Below are 16,492 nucleotides of genomic sequence, written 5' to 3' on the forward strand. Positions count from 1 at the left end.
CTAGTGCAGCAACTTCGCCAGCGCGCTGCCCTCCACTTGCGCGCTGGCATAGCGCCCCTGGTATTGCTGGCAGCCCTGCCCCCGCAGATACGCCAGTTGCTGCGCCGTCTCCACGCCTTCGGCGATCACCGTCAATTGCAGCTCGCGCGCCATGGCGATGATGGTGGCGGCCACGGCCGTGTCGGACTCGCCCGCCGCGCCGTCCGCGGCGGCGGGCAGGAACGAGGGGTCGATCTTGAGTTTATCCACCGGGTAATGGCGCAGATTGGCCAGGCGCGAATAGCCGGTGCCGAAGTCGTCGATGGCCAGCCTGGCGCCCAGCGCGCGCAGTTGCGCCAGCACGCCGGCCAGGCGCGCACCGCCCTTCATCAGCAAGGACTCCGTCACTTCCAGTTCCAGGCAGCCGGCAGGCAAGCCCGACACGGCCAGCGCCTCTTGTACGCTGAGCAACAAGTTATTGTGCAGACATTGCGCCGGCGACAGATTCACGGCCACGCGCCAGGCATGGCCCGCGTCGTGCCAGGCACGCGCGCGCAGGCAGGCGTGGCGCAGCACCCAGTTGCCGATCGACACCATCAAGCCGCACTCCTCGGCCACGGCGATGAAGCGCTCGGGCGGCAGCACGCCCAGTTGCGGGTGGCGCCAGCGCAACAGCGCTTCGGCGCCGACGATCTGCCCGCTGGCGACATCGAGCGCAGGCTGGAATTCCAGCACGAATTCCTCGCGACCCAGCGCCTCGCGCAAGCCTTGCTCCAGGCTGGCCCGCTCGACGATCTGCGCATTCATCTCGGCATTGAAAAACTGGAAATTGTTACGCCCGCTTTCCTTGGCGTGGTACATGGCGATGTCGGCGTTATGCACGAGGCTATCGATGCTGTCGCCATCGCTGGGAAAGATGGCCACGCCGATCGAGGTGGACACATGCAATTCGTATTCGCCCAGCTGATAGGGCTGCGTGACGGCATGCAGCAGGCTGGACGCCACGTGGGCCACCTGGTCGATGCCGCCCACCTCGGCCAGGATGATGACGAACTCGTCGCCGCCATGCCGGCTGACCGTGTCGACGCCGCGCACGCAGCGCACCAGGCGCCGCGCCACTTCCTTGAGCAGCAAGTCGCCCACGTGGTGGCCCATGCTGTCGTTGATGTGCTTGAAGTGGTCGAGGTCCAGGTACAAAATGGCCAGCATGCTCAGCTTGCGCCGCGCGGCCGCCAGCGCCAGCGACAGCCGGTCCAGCAACAGCACCCGGTTCGGCAAGTCGGTGAGGAAATCGTGCTCGGCCAGGTGGCGCGTGTGCTCCTCGTTTTTCTTGCGCTCACTGATATCGCTGAGGATGGCCAGATAATTGCTCAATTGCCCCTGCGAATCGCGGATGGCCGTCAGCGACAGCCAGGCCGGGTAGCGCCCGCCCGCCTTGCGCTGGCCCACGATGTCGCCTTGCCAATATCCGTTGTCCCCGACTTCGTCCCACACGTGGTCGAAAAACGCGGGCGCGTCCGGCTCCGCGCCGTGCAGGACGAAGGGCTTGCCCAGCATGTCGTCCAGGCTGTAGCCGCTGATCTCGCTGTACGCAGGATTCATGCTGACCACGCGCTGCTGCGGGTCCAGCACGACGATGGCTTCGCGCGCATGCTCGACCACCTGCGCCGACAGGTACAGGGCGCGCTCGGCAAGTTTGCGCGAGGAAATATCCCGGATCACGGCGTAAAACAGATAGGTGTGGTCGAGCGTGACGGAAGTGAGCAGCACTTCGCCCCAGAACAGCTCGCCCGCGCACGTCTGGTAGCGCCAGTCATAGCGGCAATTGCCGTCCGCGTGGGCCTGCGCCGCCAGTTGCGTGCCGCGCAACGCTGACAATTCGCCATCGGGCTGACGCAAGGGCGAAAAATCGCTGAGGCGGCGCCCCAGCAGCCGTGGCCGGCCCTCGCATTGAAACAGGACGATGGCGGCGGGATTGGCGTCGGCGATATGTTCGTCACGCAGCAGCAGGATGGCATCGGCGGATTTCTCGTACAGCTGGCGGAAATTGTCGCCCATCAGCAACAAGGCGCCCTGCGCGGCGCCATCCTGGCCGCTGGCCGTGATGTCGACGTCGATGCAGACCACTTGCCGCACTCGCCCGGACTGGATGACAGGAAACACGGTGGAACAGATGCAGCGCGGCGCGGCGCCATCGGCACCGAGCTTCCACAGGCGCGTGCTGCGCGCCTTGCCGCTTTCCCACACGGCCGCCAGTTCGCCGGCAACCTCCTCGGCCAGAGTGGCATCCGGCAGCGAGGCGGCCACCCTGGCCCACGGCTGGCCCAGCGCCAGCTCGGCCGTCACGCCATACAGGCGCGCCGCACCCAAGCTCCAGTAGCGCACGATGCCATCGCGGTCGATGCCGCGCACGGCCAGGCCCGGTGCCTGCTCGACGGCGGCAACGATGATGGACAGCAAATCGAGCGCCTTGCCGGCCGCTCCCGCCTGCGGTTCGGCAGCGGCCAGCAAACGGCCAGGCGACGGGGCGGCTCCGGCAATCCGTTCAGACATCAGCCCCCCGTGGCGCGGCCGCACGGCAACCGGCGGGCGAATGGCCTGTCCGGTGGCGCAACCATCCCACCCATTCTTGCGCGCCGGCGAATCGGCTTCTTGAGGATGCGCAAGCATCGTGACGTGCAAGGCGTCGATGCCGGCAGTGTCTTTGGTCGCCGTTTTTTGCATTCCAGCCCCGATTTTGTGCAATCTGTCGCACGGCGATGGCGGCCGGGCTGGATTCTTCCTAAAGTGGCAACATGCGCATCGCCGTGAACGGCTGCAGCGGCAGGCGTGTTGTCTGCGGCCGCCACGGTGATGCGCTACCCGAATTCCCCCGGCCAGCGACAGGCCGGGTCCGCACCGAGACCTGGCGCCGAACCCCTGCGCCGCTCCTGACCAAAAATACCTATGAAAAACGAGACCCTGCCCCCCGCCTCTCCCCTTGCAGCCACGCGCCGCCGGCGCTGGCGCACCCCCGTGCTGATCCTGGTCGTGCTGGGCCTGGCCGGCGGCGGCTGGACGGTGATGCAATCGAAGCAACAAGCCGCCAAGGCGGCCGAACTGCAAGCGAGCAAGAAGAAGGAGCAGGCCAAGACGCCCGTGCATGAACTGGCGCAGGGCGACGTGGCCGCCATCGCGGCGCGCGCGCTCAGCATCAGCTTGCCCCTGTCCGGCTCGCTGGCGCCCGTGACCCAGGCCACCATCAAGGCCAAGGTTTCCGGCGTGATCCAGGAAACGACCTTGCAGGAAGGCCAGCAAGTGGCGAATGGGCAAATCCTCGTGCGCCTGGATGCGGCCGACCTGCGCGCCCGCCTGACGCAGCAGCAAGCCATGCTCGACGAAGCCCAGGCGCGCTTGTCGATGGCCAGCAAGAATGAAGCGAACAGTCAGGCCCTGCTCAAGCAAAAATACATTTCGCAGACGGCGTACGACACAACGCAAAACTCGGTCGAGCTGGCGCGCGCCAACGTCAAGTCCGCCGCCGCCATGGTCGATATCGCCCGCATCGCGCTGGCCGATGCGGTGATCCGCGCGCCGATGGCCGGCATCGTCAGCAAGCGCCACCTGCAGGCCGGGGAAAAAGTCTCGCCCGACATGCCCGTCTACACCATCGTCAACCTGGCGCAGCTGACCCTGGAAGCGCCCGTGCCCAGCGCGGAAATCCCCCGCATCAAGCTGGGCCAGGACGTGCACTTCAAGGTCGACGGCTTCGGCGCGCGCGACTTCGCCGGCAAGGTCACGCGCATCAACCCCACCACCGAGAGCGGCTCGCGCGCCATGCTGGTCTACATCGCCGTCGACAATGGCGATGGCGCGCTGCGCGGCGGCATGTTCGCCAAGGGCAGCATCGTCACCGAACGGTCAAACGTGGCGCCGCTGGTGCCCCTGACGGCCGTGCGCAACGAAAAGCAGGGCCCCGTCGTGTACGCGCTGGTGAACAACAAGGTGGTCGCCCAGCCCGTCACCTTGGGGCTGCGCAACGAGGATGAAGGCTATGCGGAAGTCAAATCCGGCCTGGTGCCGGGCGCGAAAGTCATCATCGCCAGGCTCGATGGCGTCAAGCCGGGCCATGGCGTGACCTTCGCCGCACCCGCCGCCGCCCCTGCCGCGCCGGCAGCCGTGCTGGCACGGAAGGATTAAGCCATGTGGATGACCAAAGTCAGTATCCAGAACCCCGTCTTCGCCACCATGGTCATGGTGGCGCTGGTGGTGCTGGGCATCTTCTCCTACCGGGGCCTGGGCGTGGAAAGCATGCCCAGCGTGCAGTTCCCGTTCGCCGCCATTGAAGTGAACTACCCGGGCGCCTCGCCCGAAGCCGTGGAAAACGACATCACGCGCCCCATCGAGGACGCCGTCAACACCGTCAGCGGCATCAAAACGATTCGCGCCAACTCGTGGGAAGGACGCGCCGGCGTCTACCTGGAATTCGAGCTGTCGACGAACATGGACAAGGCCATGCAAGACTTGCGCGACAAGGTGGCCCTGGTGCGCCCCCGCTTCCCGAAGGAAGCCAAGGACCCGTTCATCGCCCGCGCCGAGGGCGACAACGAGCGCCCCATCGCCACCATCGTGCTGACCTCCACCGGGCATGACCTGCGCTCGCTGTCGACCATGACGGAGCAGATCATCAGCAAGCGCTTCCAGGGCGTGGCCGGCGTGGGGCAAGTCAAGCTGCGCGGCTTGCGCGCGCGCCAGATCCTCATCAGCATGAAGCCGATCGAACTCAATGCCCAGGGCATCGGCGTCGATGAAGTGATCCGCGCCATCCAGGCGACGAATACCAATTTGCCGGCCGGCTCCATCAGCCATGGCGCGGCCGAACAGCTGGTGCGCGTGGAAGGCAAGATCAAGGATGCGCGCGAATTCGGCAAGATCATCGTCGCGCGCCGCGCCGTCGGTCCCGTCTACCTGGACCAGGTGGCCACCGTCGTCGACGGCGAGCAGGAAGAACTGTCGATCTCGCGCATGAACGGTCAGCAGGCCGTGACGATGGAAATCACCAAGGTGCAGGACGCCAACGTGGTGGAAGTGGGCACCGGCATCCTGAAAGTGGCGGCGGACCTGCAAAAGACCCTGCCGCCCGATATCACCCTGCGCGTGCTGGACGACGAATCGGAGCGCGTGCAAAGCCAGCTCGATAACGTCAAGCGCACCATCATCGAAGGCGCCGTGCTGACCATGGTGATCGTCTTCCTGTTCCTGCATTCGTGGCGCTCGACCATCATCACGGGATTGACCCTGCCGATCTCCGTGCTGGCCAGCTTCATCGCCATGAAGGCCTTCGGCTTCACCCTGAACTTCCTGACCTTGATGGCGCTGTCGCTGTGCATCGGCCTGTTGATCGATGACGCCATCGTCGTGCGCGAAAACATCGTGCGCCACCTGGGCATGGGCAAGAACCACTACAAGGCGGCCAACGACGGCACCAATGAAATCGGCCTGGCCGTCATGGCCACCACGTTCGCCATCGTCGCCGTGTTCGTCCCCGTCGCCTTCATGGACGGCATCATCGGCCGCTTCTTCCTGCAGTTCGGCATCACCGTGGCCGTCGCCGTTCTCGTCTCCCTGTTCGTCAGCTTCACGCTCGACCCCATGCTGTCGTCCGTCTGGCGCGACCCCGTCAAGGACCGCTTCAAATACGCGCCGTGGCTGGGCCGCTTCATGGCCTGGATCGAGACGGGCATCGACCGCCTGCATGTATGGTATGGCAAGGTGCTGGCTGTCGCTTTGCGCTGGCGCAAGACGACCCTGGCCACGGCCGTCGCCCTGTTCGCGGGCAGCCTGATGCTCGTGCCGATGATCGGCGGCGAGATGTTCCCGGAAACGGACCAGGGCTGGGTCAACCTGCGCTTCAAGACGCCCGTCGGCTCCAGCCTCGAATACACGGATACCAAGGTGCGCCAGATCGAAACGGCCCTGAAGGAATTCCCAGAAATCGACAGCCTGGTGGCCAATGTCGGCACGCAGGACGGGCGCAACACGGCCGAGGTGAACCTGAAGCTGACGGACATCAAGAAGCACAAGCGCCGCTCGCAGCAGGAGCTGGAAAAGCTGATCCGCGAACGCCTGGCGCCGATTGCCGGCATCACCCTGTCCGTCGGACAGCGTCCCATCTTCATCGCCATTTTGGGCACAGACGAAGGCAAGCTCGATGCGGTGGCGCACACCCTGATGGACAAGATGCGCGGCATCAAGGGCCTGGCCGACATGGAATACAGCCAGGAAGGCGCCAATCCATCGACCACCGTGAAGATCAATAACGAACTGGCCAGCGACCTGGGTTTGTCGGTGCAGCAGATCGGCAACGCCCTGCGTCCGTTCGTGGCGGGCGACACGGTCAGCCACTGGCTGGCCAGCGACGGGCAAAACTACGACGTCAACGTGCAGCTGCCCAAGTCGGGCCGGCAAAAGGTGGCCGACCTGGCCGACCTGTCGCTGGCCTCCAGCAAGCTTGATGCGAACGGCAAACCCGTCATGATCCCGCTGCGCCAGGTGGTCGACTTCGTGCCGTCATCGAGCCCGCAGGTGCTGAAGCGCCAGGCCTTGCAGCGCCGCGTGGCCATCTATGCAGGCACGCAGGGCCGCCCTGCCGGCGACGTCGACGCCGACGTGCAGAAAGCCATCAAGTCCATCGACTTGCCGCCCGGCGTGCGCTTCGACGTGGCCGGCAATGCGCAGCAGATGGCCGAAACCATGGGCGGCGCCATGATGGCGCTGGGGATCGCCGTGATCTTCATCTACCTGGTGCTGGCGTCGCAATTCGGCAGCTTTTTGCAGCCGATCGCCATCATGGTGTCCCTGCCGCTGTCGCTGATCGGCGTGCTGGCCGCCCTGCTCATTACGGGCAGCACCCTGAACATCTTCTCCGTGATCGGCTTCATCATGCTGATGGGCTTAGTCACCAAAAATGCGATTCTGCTGGTGGACTTCACCAACCAGCGCCAGCGCGAAGGCCTGGGCCAGTTCGAGGCGCTGATGGAAGCGGGGCAAGTGCGCTTGCGCCCCATCCTGATGACGACACTGGCCATGGTCTTCGGCATGCTACCGATGGCCATCGGCATGGGCGACGGCGGCGAATCGCAGGCGCCGATGGGCCGCGCCGTCATCGGCGGCGTGATCACCTCGACCCTGTTGACCTTGGTGGTGGTGCCCGTCGCCTACACCTACCTCGACAGCCTGGGCAAGCGCGCCGCGCGCTTTTTCGGCGGCAGCGGCGAGCACGCCGACTCTGCCGACGACGGCAAAGCACACGCCCACTGATTGACCGGTCGCCTTCACCGTCCCCGCATTGGCGGGGACGACGCGGCGGCTTCCTGAAGAGAGCTTCAGTTGACCAAAGCAGCCCCACTGGCTAGACTGTCCCCGTTATCAATGATATGGAGTGACTCGTGGGTGCTTGTTCCAGTGACAGTAGTCGATTGACCATCGGCGATCGGCCTTAGGCAAGACGCGCGCATTCCGCCCGCCCTGTCCATGGCAAGGTGCGGTTTTATCAGCGGCAGTATTCTCTCGCCGCCACTTCCCTCCTCATCGTTCCACCGTTATCGTCTGCTGCCCCCTTTCGGGGCGAATTGTCTTCGCCCCTGCACTCGCCTGTTCCTCCCCAGCCGGGAGAAACTGATGGTGGTATTTGACTTTGCGCTGCGCGTTGCCGCGGCATTGACCCTGGGCGCCATGATCGGCGCCGAACGCCAGCTGCGCCAGCGCATGGCGGGCCTGCGCACGAACGCGCTGGTGTCCGTCGGCGCCTCGCTGTTCGTGATGGTTTCCGTGCTCGAAGGCGATAGCGCCGGCCATATGCGCATCGCCGCGCAGGTGGTGTCCGGCATCGGCTTCCTGGGCGCCGGCGTCATCATGCGCGAAGGCATGACGGTGCGCGGCTTGAACACGGCCGCCACCCTGTGGTGCTCGGCCGCCATCGGCATCCTGTGCGGCCTGGGGTTCGCGCTGGAAGCGGCCATCGGCACGGGATTTGTCCTGGTGGCCAACCTCGTGCTGCGCCACCTGGCGCAACGCATCAACGCGCACGGCGGCGAAGCGGGCATCGAGACGGAAAGCATCTACCGCGTGACGGCCGTGTGCGAGGCGGAGCAGGAAATCCTCGTGCGCAACCTGATGCTGCGCATGATCAGCGGCATGCCGGCCCTGATGCTGCAATCCTTGCACAGCGAGGATGCCGCGCACGCCGGACGCATCGAAGTGCGGGCCGACCTGCTCACGCCCCTGTCCAGCCTGGGGTTGCTGGAACAGATCGTCAGCCAGGTCAGCCTGGAAGGCAGCGTCTCGGCCGTGCGCTGGGCGCTGGTGAACAACGCGGAATTTGTCGCCGAACGGGGAGTGTGATGATGAAAAAATTCTTCCATTGGTTTGTCCAGCGCGGTCCGGCCGTCGCCACCTACCGCCTGACCGTCACCTGCCCCGCGGCGCAGGCCGACCACGTCGTGCGCCTGCTGCTGGCCGAACTCAAGGGCGCGGGCTTGGCGCCGTCGCAAATGCTGCGCAGCTGGGACGCAGCCAGGCAGGTGGTGCAGCTGATCGCCACGGTGCTGTGCCAGGCCGTGCAGCGCGCCGTGCTGGTGCGCTTCGTCAACCGCGCGGGCGCCTGGCCGCAAGTGCGGCAAGTGCGCTGGGAAGGCGTCGCGCCTTCAATCTGAAGCGGGCAGGCGCATGAGGAACAGCGCGCCGCCTTGCGGGCGGTTCTGCGCCTCGATGCTGCCGCCGTATGCATGCACGATGGCTTGCGACAGGGCCAGGCCCAGGCCGAAACCGGGCGCCTCGCCCGCACGCGCCTGGGCGCCCCTGTAAAACCGCTCGAACAGGTGCGGCAAGTCTTCCACGCCGATGCCCGGTCCTGCATCGCTCACGCCAACGAGCGCGTCGCCGCCGTCGCGCGCCACGTGCACGCTGATGACACTGCCGGACGGCGAAAACTTCACGGCGTTGTCCAGCAAATTGGCCAGCACCAGGTCGACCGGGCCGGCCGCCACCCTGGCCTGCACGTCGACACTTGCATCGAAGACGATGCGGATGCCGCGCTGCGCTGCCGCCTTTTCCAGACGCTGCGCCGCCGCCCGTACGAGCGGATTGAGTTCGATGGTTTCCACCGCGTTGCGCTCCTGGCCCACGTCCAGGCGCGTGAGCATCAAGAGCTCTTCCACCAGGGTCGTCAGGCGCTGCACTTCATCGAGGCAGGAGGCCAGCGCATCGACATACTCGGGCGACTCGCGCGGGCGACGCAGGGTGATTTCGATTTCCGTGCGCAGGCGCGACAGGGGCGAGCGCAATTCGTGCGAAGCGTCAGCCGTGAAGCGGCGCTGCGCATCGTAGCCGTGTTCCAGGCGGTCCAGCATGGCGTTCAGGGTATCGACCAGGCGGCCGATCTCGTCTTGCGTACCGGGATGGGGCAGGCGCTGGTGCAAACTGGCTTCGCCGATCGAATGCGCCTGGTCCACCACGTCGTCGATGGCGCCCAGCACGCGGCGCGTGAGCATTTCGCCGGCCAGGCCCACGGCCGCCAGCAGGGCCAGCGCCATGGCGCCAAACAGCACGGTGGCCGCGGCCAGCACGTGATTGGTGTCGTCGAGCGAACCGGCCACCTGCACCGCCAGGCGCGCGCCGGACGAAGGTACGGGAATCGAGACCATGCGCAGCGGCTCTTCGCCGAACTTCGGCAGGGTCTCGAAAATGGTCTCGCCGGCCGCCAGGCGCGCCAGCAAGGCGGGAGGCGCCGGCAATTGCGCCGCCTCCAGGTTGCGGCTGCGCGCCAGCACGCGGCCTTCGCCATCAATGATCTGCACCAGGCGGTCGAGCCGCGTCAATGACGGCGGCGCCTGGCCCGGCGCCACCTCGTGCACTTGCACGGGCTGGCGCGGCGCGGCCGGCAGCATGGCCATTTCCGTCTCGGCCAGCGCCAGCAGGGCCGCATCGAGCTGGCCATGCACGGCGCGCGACAGCCCCCAGTAACCGGCCAGCGCCGTACAGGCGACGATGGCGAGGATGACGGCCAGGTGCACCAGCAGCAGGCGCTTGCGAAAGCTAGCCACCGTTGTTTTCCGCCAGGCGGAAGCCGCGTCCGCGCACCGTGTGGATCAAGGCCGGCAAGCCCGGCGCATCCACTTTCCCCCGCAGGTTGCGCACGTGGACATCGATCAGGTTGTCGATGCCGATCAGGTCCGCCTGCCAGATCTGCTCGGCCAGGCGCGCGCGGCTGACCACTTCGCCCGCCTGGCGCAGCAGGATCAGCAGGATGGCGTACTCCTTGGGCGTGAGCACCAGCGGCGTGCCAGCCCGCGTCGCCTGGTGGCTGACGGGATCGAGCGTCAGGTCGGCCAGCGCCAGCACCAGCGGGCGGCTGATGTCGGAGCGGCGCAACAGGGCGCGAATGCGCGCCAGCAGCTCCTCGAATTCGAACGGCTTGGTCAGGTAATCGTCGGCGCCCGTGTTCAGGCCGGTCACCCGGTCGGCCGTGGCGTCGCGCGCCGTGAGCATCAACACGGGCGTCTGGATGCCGCGCGCGCGCAAGTCGCGGCAAAAATCGATGCCCTGCTTGCCCGGCAACATCCAGTCCAGCACGATTGCGTCGTAATCGACGGCGTAGCTTTCCTCTTCGCCTTCTTCCGCGCTGTGGGCCACGTCGACAACAAAGCCTTCTTCCTGCAAGCCGCGCGCCAGCAGGCGCGCCGCCTTGCGGTCGTCTTCCACCAGGAGGATTCTCATGCCTGCCTTTCGCATTACGCCGTGTTTTCCATGCTGGCATTTTACCGCGCCGCACCGTGCGCGCACGGAACCTGAAGAATGATTCAGGCGTTCTTGGGCGCTTCTTCAGGACCACATTGCTATGCTTTCCCGGCGCTGTTGTGACGCTGCCTGCGCCACCTGCGCCCCTCTCATTGCCCGCCTGGGCACGGCATCCACGCATGCCCCCTCACCATCAATAACAAGGAAACACGGGATGAACACGACCACCCGCAACGCCCTGGGCGCCAGCTGCGCCCTCGCTCTCGCCTGCTCGGCCCTGGCCGGCTGCGCCAAGCCGACGGCGGCAGCCACGCCGCCCGTCCAAGCGATGCATCTGGACGACGGCAGCATCGCCGTCGACAAGATGTCGCCGCTGCGCCAGCGCCTGCAGGTCGCCGCCGTGCTGGAACAGGACATCGCCACGCAGACGGAAGCGCCGGGCAGCATCGAAGCCATGCCGGAAAAGCTGGTGAAGATCACGCCGCCCCTGGCCGGGCGCATCACGCGCTTGCAGCGCGCCCTGGGTGATAGCGTGAAGGCGGGCGATCCGCTGTTCACGCTGGACTCGGCGGAACTGAGCGCCGCCTACGCGGACGACAGCAAAGCCAGGTCCGCCCTGCTGCAGGCGCGCCAGGAACTGGAACGCCAGAAAACCCTGTTCGAGGCGGAAATCGCCGCGCGCAAGGAGTACGAGGCGGCGCAGGCCACTTTTGCGCAGGCCGGCAGCGACGCCCAGGCCAGCGCCGACAAGCTGGCGCAGTATGGCGCCGGAGCGCGCGGGTCGCGCCGCGACTATGTGCTGCGTTCGCCGATCGCCGGCACCGTGATCGCCATGGAAGGCGCCCAGGGCGGCTACTGGAACGATATCAACGCGCCCGTGATGACGGTGGCCGACCTGTCCACCGTGTGGCTGTCGGCCAACGTGGCCGAAAGGGACCTGGCGCAGGTCGCCGTGGGACAAACGACCAGCATCACCGTCGACGCCTGGCCCGGCAAGGCTTTCGAAGGCAAGGTCGCGTATGTGGGCGCCGTGCTCGACCCCGAGACGCGCACGGTGAAGGTGCGCGTGGCCATCGACAACCGCGCCGGCGCCTTCAAGCCCGGCATGTTCGCCCACGCGGGGTTCGCCGGCGCGCCCCGTCGCGCCCTCCTCGTGCCAGCGTCCGCCCTGCTGCAAAGCGGGCCCTCGACGCGCGTGATGGTCGAGCGCAGCGCGCTGGTGTTCTCGCCGCGCGCGGTGGAAGTGGGCGCCAGCCATGGCGACCAAGTGGAAATCGTCTCCGGCCTGAAGGCGGGCGAACGCATCGTCGTCAAGGAAGGAGTGCTGCTCAATGATTGACCGTTTCATCGCCACCTGCTGCCAGCGGCGCGGCATCGTCTGGCTGGTACTGCTGTTCGTCGCCGCCTACGGCGTCTACTGCTGGAAGCAGCTGCCCATCGAGGCGTATCCCGACATCGCCGACGTCACCTCGCAAATCGTCACGCAGGTGCCGGGCCTGGGCGCCGAGGAAATCGAGCAGCAGATCACCATTCCGCTCGAACGCGCCCTGCTCGGCACGCCCGGCATGCACGTGCTGCGCACGCGCAGTCTGTTCGCCCTGTCGCTGATCACGGTGGTGTTCGAGGATGGCAGCGACGGCTACTTCACGCGCGAGCGGCTGCAGGAACGCCTCGCCAGCGTCAACCTGCCGTATGACGCCAAGCCGGGACTCGATCCCTATACCTCGCCCACGGGCGAAATCTACCGCTACACCTTGGAATCGAAAAGCCGCAGCCTGCGCGAACTGTCCGAGCTGCAGTTCTGGACCGTGATCCCGCGCCTGCAGCAGGTGCGCGGCGTGGCCGATGTGAGCAATTTCGGCGGTTTGACCACGCAATTCATGCTGGAACTCGACCCCGCAAAACTCGACAGCTACGGCTTCTCGCTGGCGCAGGTCAAGGACGCCATCAACGCCAACAATATCAGCGGCGGCGGCAGCGTCATCGACCGCGGCCAGCAATCGTACGTGGTGCGCGGCGTGGGCTTGCTGCATTCGCTGGACGACATGGGCAACGTCGTCGTCAGCAGCAAGGATGGCGTGCCCGTGCTGGTGAAGGACCTGGGCAAGCTCGCCTACGGCAACGTGGAGCGGCGCGGCATCCTCGGCAAGGATGACAATCCCGACACCATCGAAGGCATCACCCTGCTGCTGAAGGACTTCAATCCGTCCGAAGCGCTGGCCGGCATCCATGCGGCAGTGGATGACTTGAATGCCAATGTGCTGCCGAAGGATGTGAAAGTGGTGCCCTACCTGGACCGCAGCTCGCTGATCGACGCCACCCTGCACACAGTGGGCTTTACCCTGGGCGAAGGCATGCTGCTCGTCGCCCTGGTGCTGCTGCTGTTCCTGGGCAGCCCGCGCGCGGCCGCCATCGTCGCGCTGACGATTCCGCTGGCCCTGCTGATCGCCTTCATCTTCATGCACCATTTTAAAATTCCCGCCAACCTGCTGTCGCTGGGGGCGATCGACTTCGGCATCCTCGTTGACGGTTCCGTGGTGGTGCTGGAAAACATGCTGCGCCGCCGCGAACGGGAGCAGGAACGGCCCCTCACCCTGCAGGACGCCATCGATGCGACCCTGCAGGTGGCGCGCCCCATCATGTTCGGCATGGCCGTCATCATCGCCGCTTATTTACCCCTGTTCGCCTTCCAGCGCATCGAATACAAGCTGTTCTCGCCGATGGCGTATGCGGTGGGCGCGGCGCTGGTGGGCGCGCTGGTGGTGGCGCTGGTGCTGATCCCGGGCCTGGCCTGGCTGGCCTTGCGCAAGCCGCGCCGCACCTTCCATAACCGCGCGCTGGACAAGCTGGCGGGCGCGTACGGCCGTTTCCTCGAACGCATGGTGGGCAAGAAGCGCTGGGTGGCGATGGTGTGCGCCGCCTCGCTGGCGTGCCTGGCGCTGCTGGGCGGCAGCATCGGGCGCGACTTCCTGCCCTACCTCGATGAAGGCTCCTTGTGGTTGCAGGTACAGATGCCACCCGGGATCACGTTGGACAAGGCGTCCGAGATGGCCAGCGAACTGCGGCACGCCGCGCTGGAGTTTCCCGAAGTGTCGACCATCGTCACGCAGACGGGGCGCAACGACGACGGCACCGATTACTGGACGCCGTCGCACATCGAGGCGAGCGTGGGCCTGCATCCGTACAGGAGCTGGAAGTCGGGCATGAGCAAGCAGCAGTTGATCGCCAAAATGAACGCGCGCTTCGCCAGCATGCCCGGTGTCACGGTGGCTTTCATGCAGCCGATGATCGACGGCGTGCAAGATAAATTGTCGGGCGCGCACAGCGACCTGACGGTGAAAATCTTCGGCAATGACCTCGACGAAGTACGCGGCATCGCCGGCAAGGTGGCAAATGTCCTGAAGACTATCCCTGGCGCCTCCGACGTGGCGGTGGACGTGGAGCCGCCGCTGCCCAACCTGAAGGTGGAACTGGACAGGGCAAAGGCGGCCCGCTACGGCATCAATGCGGCCGACGTGGCCGACCTGATCGCCACCGGCATCGGCGGCGCGCCCATCGGCCAGGTGTACGTGGGCGAGAAAAGCTACGACATCGCCGTGCGCTTCCCGCCGGCCACGCGTTCCAGCCCGGACGCCATCGCCAACTTGAAGCTCAACGCCGCCAACGGCGCGAGGATTCCGCTGGCGCAAGTGGCCACCATCAGCACCACCTCGGGTGAAAGCGTAATCGTGCGCGAAATGGGGCGGCGCCACATCATCGTGCGCCTGAATGCCCGCGGGCGCGACCTGGCCGGCTTCCTGGCCGAGGCGCGCCCGCTGGTGGCGCAAGCCGTGGCCGATGAACACCAGCGCATCAGCGTCGAATGGGGCGGCCAGTTCGAAAACCTGCAGCGCGCGCAAAGCCGGCTGGCGCTGATCCTGCCGATGACCCTGGGCGCCATGTTCCTGCTGCTGTTTGGCCAGTTCCGCAACCTGCGCCAGCCCGCGCTGGTCTTGCTGGCCGTGCCGCTGGCCATGCTCGGTGGCCTGGCCGCGCTGCACCTGCGCGGCATGACCTTGAACGTGTCAAGCGCCGTCGGCTTCATCGCCCTGTTCGGCGTGGCCGTCCTGAATGCCGTGCTGATGCTGGCGCAGATCAACCGCCTGCGCAGCGACGAGGGAAAAAGCCTGCGCGAGGCCGTGCTGGAAGGCGCGCGCGACCGCATGCGTCCCGTGCTGATGACGGCCACGGTGGCCGCCCTGGGGCTGACGCCGGCCATGCTGGCGACGGGCCTGGGCAGCGACGTGCAACGCCCGCTGGCTACCGTCGTGGTGGGCGGCCTGGTGACGGCGACCGCACTGACCTTGCTGCTGTTGCCGGCCCTGTATTACCTGATCGAGGCGCACCTGCAAAAACGCCAAGTCGATACCGAAGGAGATACCCATGACACGTTTTAATGTACTGCTGGCGGCCTGGCTGATTGCTCCATGCGCCATTGCCACACCCTTGAGCTTTGAAACCTATCTGTCCGCCGTGGAAAGCCACAGTCTGGAACTGCAGGCGCAGCAGGAAGGCATCACCTCGGCCAAGGCCGGCATCGGCATCGCCGGCCTGCGTCCCGACCCGGAATTCACGCTGGGCGCCACGCGCGAAACCGTGCGCAGCGTCGAACACCGTCCCGTCACGTGGAATCCGGCCATCAGCATGGCCATCGAGACGGGCGGCAAGCGCGCCGCGCGCTTGAAGGCGGCGCACAGCAATGTCGCGCTGGCAGAGGAAACGGTGGCCGGTTTCAGGAGCGAACTGTATGGCACGGCCGCCGCCGCGTTCACGGAAGCGTGCCGCACGCGCGAGGTCCTCGCGCGCAAGGAACAGACCATGGCGGCCCTGTCGAAGGTAGTCGAAGCGAATACCGTGCGGCGCAAGGCGGGCGACGTGGGCGGCATCGAGCTGCTGCAGTCGCGCGTGGAACGCGACCAGTTCCAGGCCGACCTGGCGCAGGCGCGCAGCGAGGCCGATGGCGCCATGCTGGCCCTGTCGCCGCCGCTGGGACGCCAGTTCGATGGCCTGTTTCCGCAGGCGCAGCTGGCGTGCGACTTCGCCGCGTACGAGGGCGGCGACGCCGGCGTGCTGGTGCCGCAGGCGCTCGAGGCCCGCAACGACGTGCGCATAGCCCGCGCCACCTTGGACAACCTGCGCGACGGTGCGGCGCTGGTGCGCGCCAACCGCGCCGTCGACCCGACCGTGACCGTAGGCCTGGCCGCCGCGCGCGGCTACCATGACGGCATCGACGCCAGCGGCAATCCCGTCGATGGCGCGCCCCGCTCCCGTGCGCTGTCCATCTCGCTGGCCATCCCGATCCCCCTGTCGCGGCGCGACAAGGGCGACGTGGTGCAAGCCGAAGCAGGGGTCACGCAAGCGATGCTGGCCCTGCGCCAGGCCGAATTACAGGCAGAGACGCAAGTGCGCACGGCGCAGCGGCAGCTGCATGCGGCGCAGGACAGGCTGGCGCGCTACCGCGACGGCGTGCTGGTCGATGCGCAAAAGGTAGTCGACGGCATGCGCCTGTCTTACTTCAGCGGCAATGCCTCGCTGCTGGAATGGCTGGCGGCGCAGCGCTCGGCCGATGACGCGTACCAGGGCTATGTGCAGGCGCGCGCCGATGCGGCCATGGCCAGCACGCAGCTGCAACTGGCGCTTGGCCAGCGGCCACGCTTGTAGCGGGGGAAGGGAGAACGAGGGGATACCGGCGCGGCGA

The 16,492-nt window shown here is 66.6% G+C and carries 10 protein-coding genes; 7 read left to right on the top strand and 3 right to left on the bottom strand.

All coding sequences use genetic code 11. The features are described from left to right. Positions 1 to 2,532, bottom strand: a complete 2,532-nt coding sequence (locus O0879_RS15040; protein WP_289917168.1) for an EAL domain-containing protein — start codon at positions 2,530 to 2,532, stop codon at positions 1 to 3. A 393-nt stretch (positions 2,533 to 2,925) separates the two neighbouring features. On the opposite strand from O0879_RS15040, the gene O0879_RS15045 reads away from it, so the two are divergent. The 4 genes from O0879_RS15045 to O0879_RS15060 all read left to right on the top strand — a co-directional run bounded on the left by O0879_RS15045 (position 2,926) and on the right by O0879_RS15060 (position 8,672). Continuing rightward, a complete protein-coding gene (locus O0879_RS15045) occupies positions 2,926 to 4,158 on the top strand; it encodes an efflux RND transporter periplasmic adaptor subunit (RefSeq protein WP_289917171.1) in 1,233 nt (410 codons plus the stop codon). 3 nt (positions 4,159 to 4,161) lie between these two features. Continuing rightward, positions 4,162 to 7,278 (top strand): efflux RND transporter permease subunit, encoded by a 3,117-nt coding sequence (locus O0879_RS15050; protein WP_289903641.1) that lies wholly within the window; start codon positions 4,162 to 4,164, stop codon positions 7,276 to 7,278. Between the two features lie 360 nt (positions 7,279 to 7,638). Next, positions 7,639 to 8,361, top strand: coding sequence for an MgtC/SapB family protein (locus O0879_RS15055; protein ID WP_251351757.1), 723 nt, complete (start codon positions 7,639 to 7,641; stop codon positions 8,359 to 8,361). Then, positions 8,361 to 8,672 (top strand): hypothetical protein, encoded by a 312-nt coding sequence (locus tag O0879_RS15060; RefSeq protein WP_289917173.1) that lies wholly within the window; start codon positions 8,361 to 8,363, stop codon positions 8,670 to 8,672. Before O0879_RS15055 ends, O0879_RS15060 begins: the two co-directional genes overlap by 1 nt. On the opposite strand, the gene O0879_RS15065 is transcribed toward O0879_RS15060, so the two are convergent. Beyond that, complete coding sequence (locus tag O0879_RS15065) at positions 8,664 to 10,061, bottom strand: ATP-binding protein (RefSeq protein WP_289917175.1); 1,398 nt, start codon at positions 10,059 to 10,061, stop codon at positions 8,664 to 8,666. The genes O0879_RS15060 and O0879_RS15065 overlap by 9 nt on opposite strands. Further along, positions 10,054 to 10,734, bottom strand: a complete 681-nt coding sequence (locus O0879_RS15070) for a response regulator transcription factor (protein WP_289917176.1) — start codon at positions 10,732 to 10,734, stop codon at positions 10,054 to 10,056. Before O0879_RS15070 ends, O0879_RS15065 begins: the two co-directional genes overlap by 8 nt. A 235-nt stretch (positions 10,735 to 10,969) precedes the next feature. Between O0879_RS15070 and O0879_RS15075 the strand changes: the two genes are divergently transcribed. The 3 genes from O0879_RS15075 to O0879_RS15085 are packed head-to-tail and all read left to right on the top strand — an operon-like array spanning position 10,970 to position 16,455. Beyond that, positions 10,970 to 12,094, top strand: a complete 1,125-nt coding sequence (locus tag O0879_RS15075; protein ID WP_289917178.1) for an efflux RND transporter periplasmic adaptor subunit — start codon at positions 10,970 to 10,972, stop codon at positions 12,092 to 12,094. After that, positions 12,087 to 15,191, top strand: coding sequence for a CusA/CzcA family heavy metal efflux RND transporter (locus O0879_RS15080; RefSeq protein ID WP_289917179.1), 3,105 nt, complete (start codon positions 12,087 to 12,089; stop codon positions 15,189 to 15,191). Before O0879_RS15075 ends, O0879_RS15080 begins: the two co-directional genes overlap by 8 nt. Next, positions 15,178 to 16,455, top strand: coding sequence for a TolC family protein (locus O0879_RS15085; protein ID WP_289917180.1), 1,278 nt, complete (start codon positions 15,178 to 15,180; stop codon positions 16,453 to 16,455). Before O0879_RS15080 ends, O0879_RS15085 begins: the two co-directional genes overlap by 14 nt. The last annotated feature ends 37 nt before the right edge of the window (positions 16,456 to 16,492 follow it).

It is taken from the genome of Janthinobacterium sp. SUN120, assembly GCF_030397735.1.
GTDB classification, from domain to species: Bacteria; Pseudomonadota; Gammaproteobacteria; order Burkholderiales; family Burkholderiaceae_D; genus Janthinobacterium; species Janthinobacterium kumbetense.

Excerpts from the sequence above, each read along its gene's own strand:
- O0879_RS15050 (WP_289903641.1), top strand. The coding sequence starts at position 4,162 with ATGTGGATGACCAAAGTCAGTATCCAGAACCCCGTCTTCGCCACCATG.
- O0879_RS15085 (WP_289917180.1), top strand. The coding sequence starts at position 15,178 with ATGACACGTTTTAATGTACTGCTGGCGGCCTGGCTGATTGCTCCATGC.
- O0879_RS15045 (WP_289917171.1), top strand. The coding sequence starts at position 2,926 with ATGAAAAACGAGACCCTGCCCCCCGCCTCTCCCCTTGCAGCCACGCGC.
- O0879_RS15075 (WP_289917178.1), top strand. The coding sequence starts at position 10,970 with ATGAACACGACCACCCGCAACGCCCTGGGCGCCAGCTGCGCCCTCGCT.
- O0879_RS15080 (WP_289917179.1), top strand. The coding sequence starts at position 12,087 with ATGATTGACCGTTTCATCGCCACCTGCTGCCAGCGGCGCGGCATCGTC.
- O0879_RS15040 (WP_289917168.1), bottom strand. The coding sequence starts at position 2,532 with ATGTCTGAACGGATTGCCGGAGCCGCCCCGTCGCCTGGCCGTTTGCTG.
- O0879_RS15060 (WP_289917173.1), top strand. The coding sequence starts at position 8,361 with ATGATGAAAAAATTCTTCCATTGGTTTGTCCAGCGCGGTCCGGCCGTC.
- O0879_RS15070 (WP_289917176.1), bottom strand. The coding sequence starts at position 10,734 with ATGAGAATCCTCCTGGTGGAAGACGACCGCAAGGCGGCGCGCCTGCTG.
- O0879_RS15055 (WP_251351757.1), top strand. The coding sequence starts at position 7,639 with ATGGTGGTATTTGACTTTGCGCTGCGCGTTGCCGCGGCATTGACCCTG.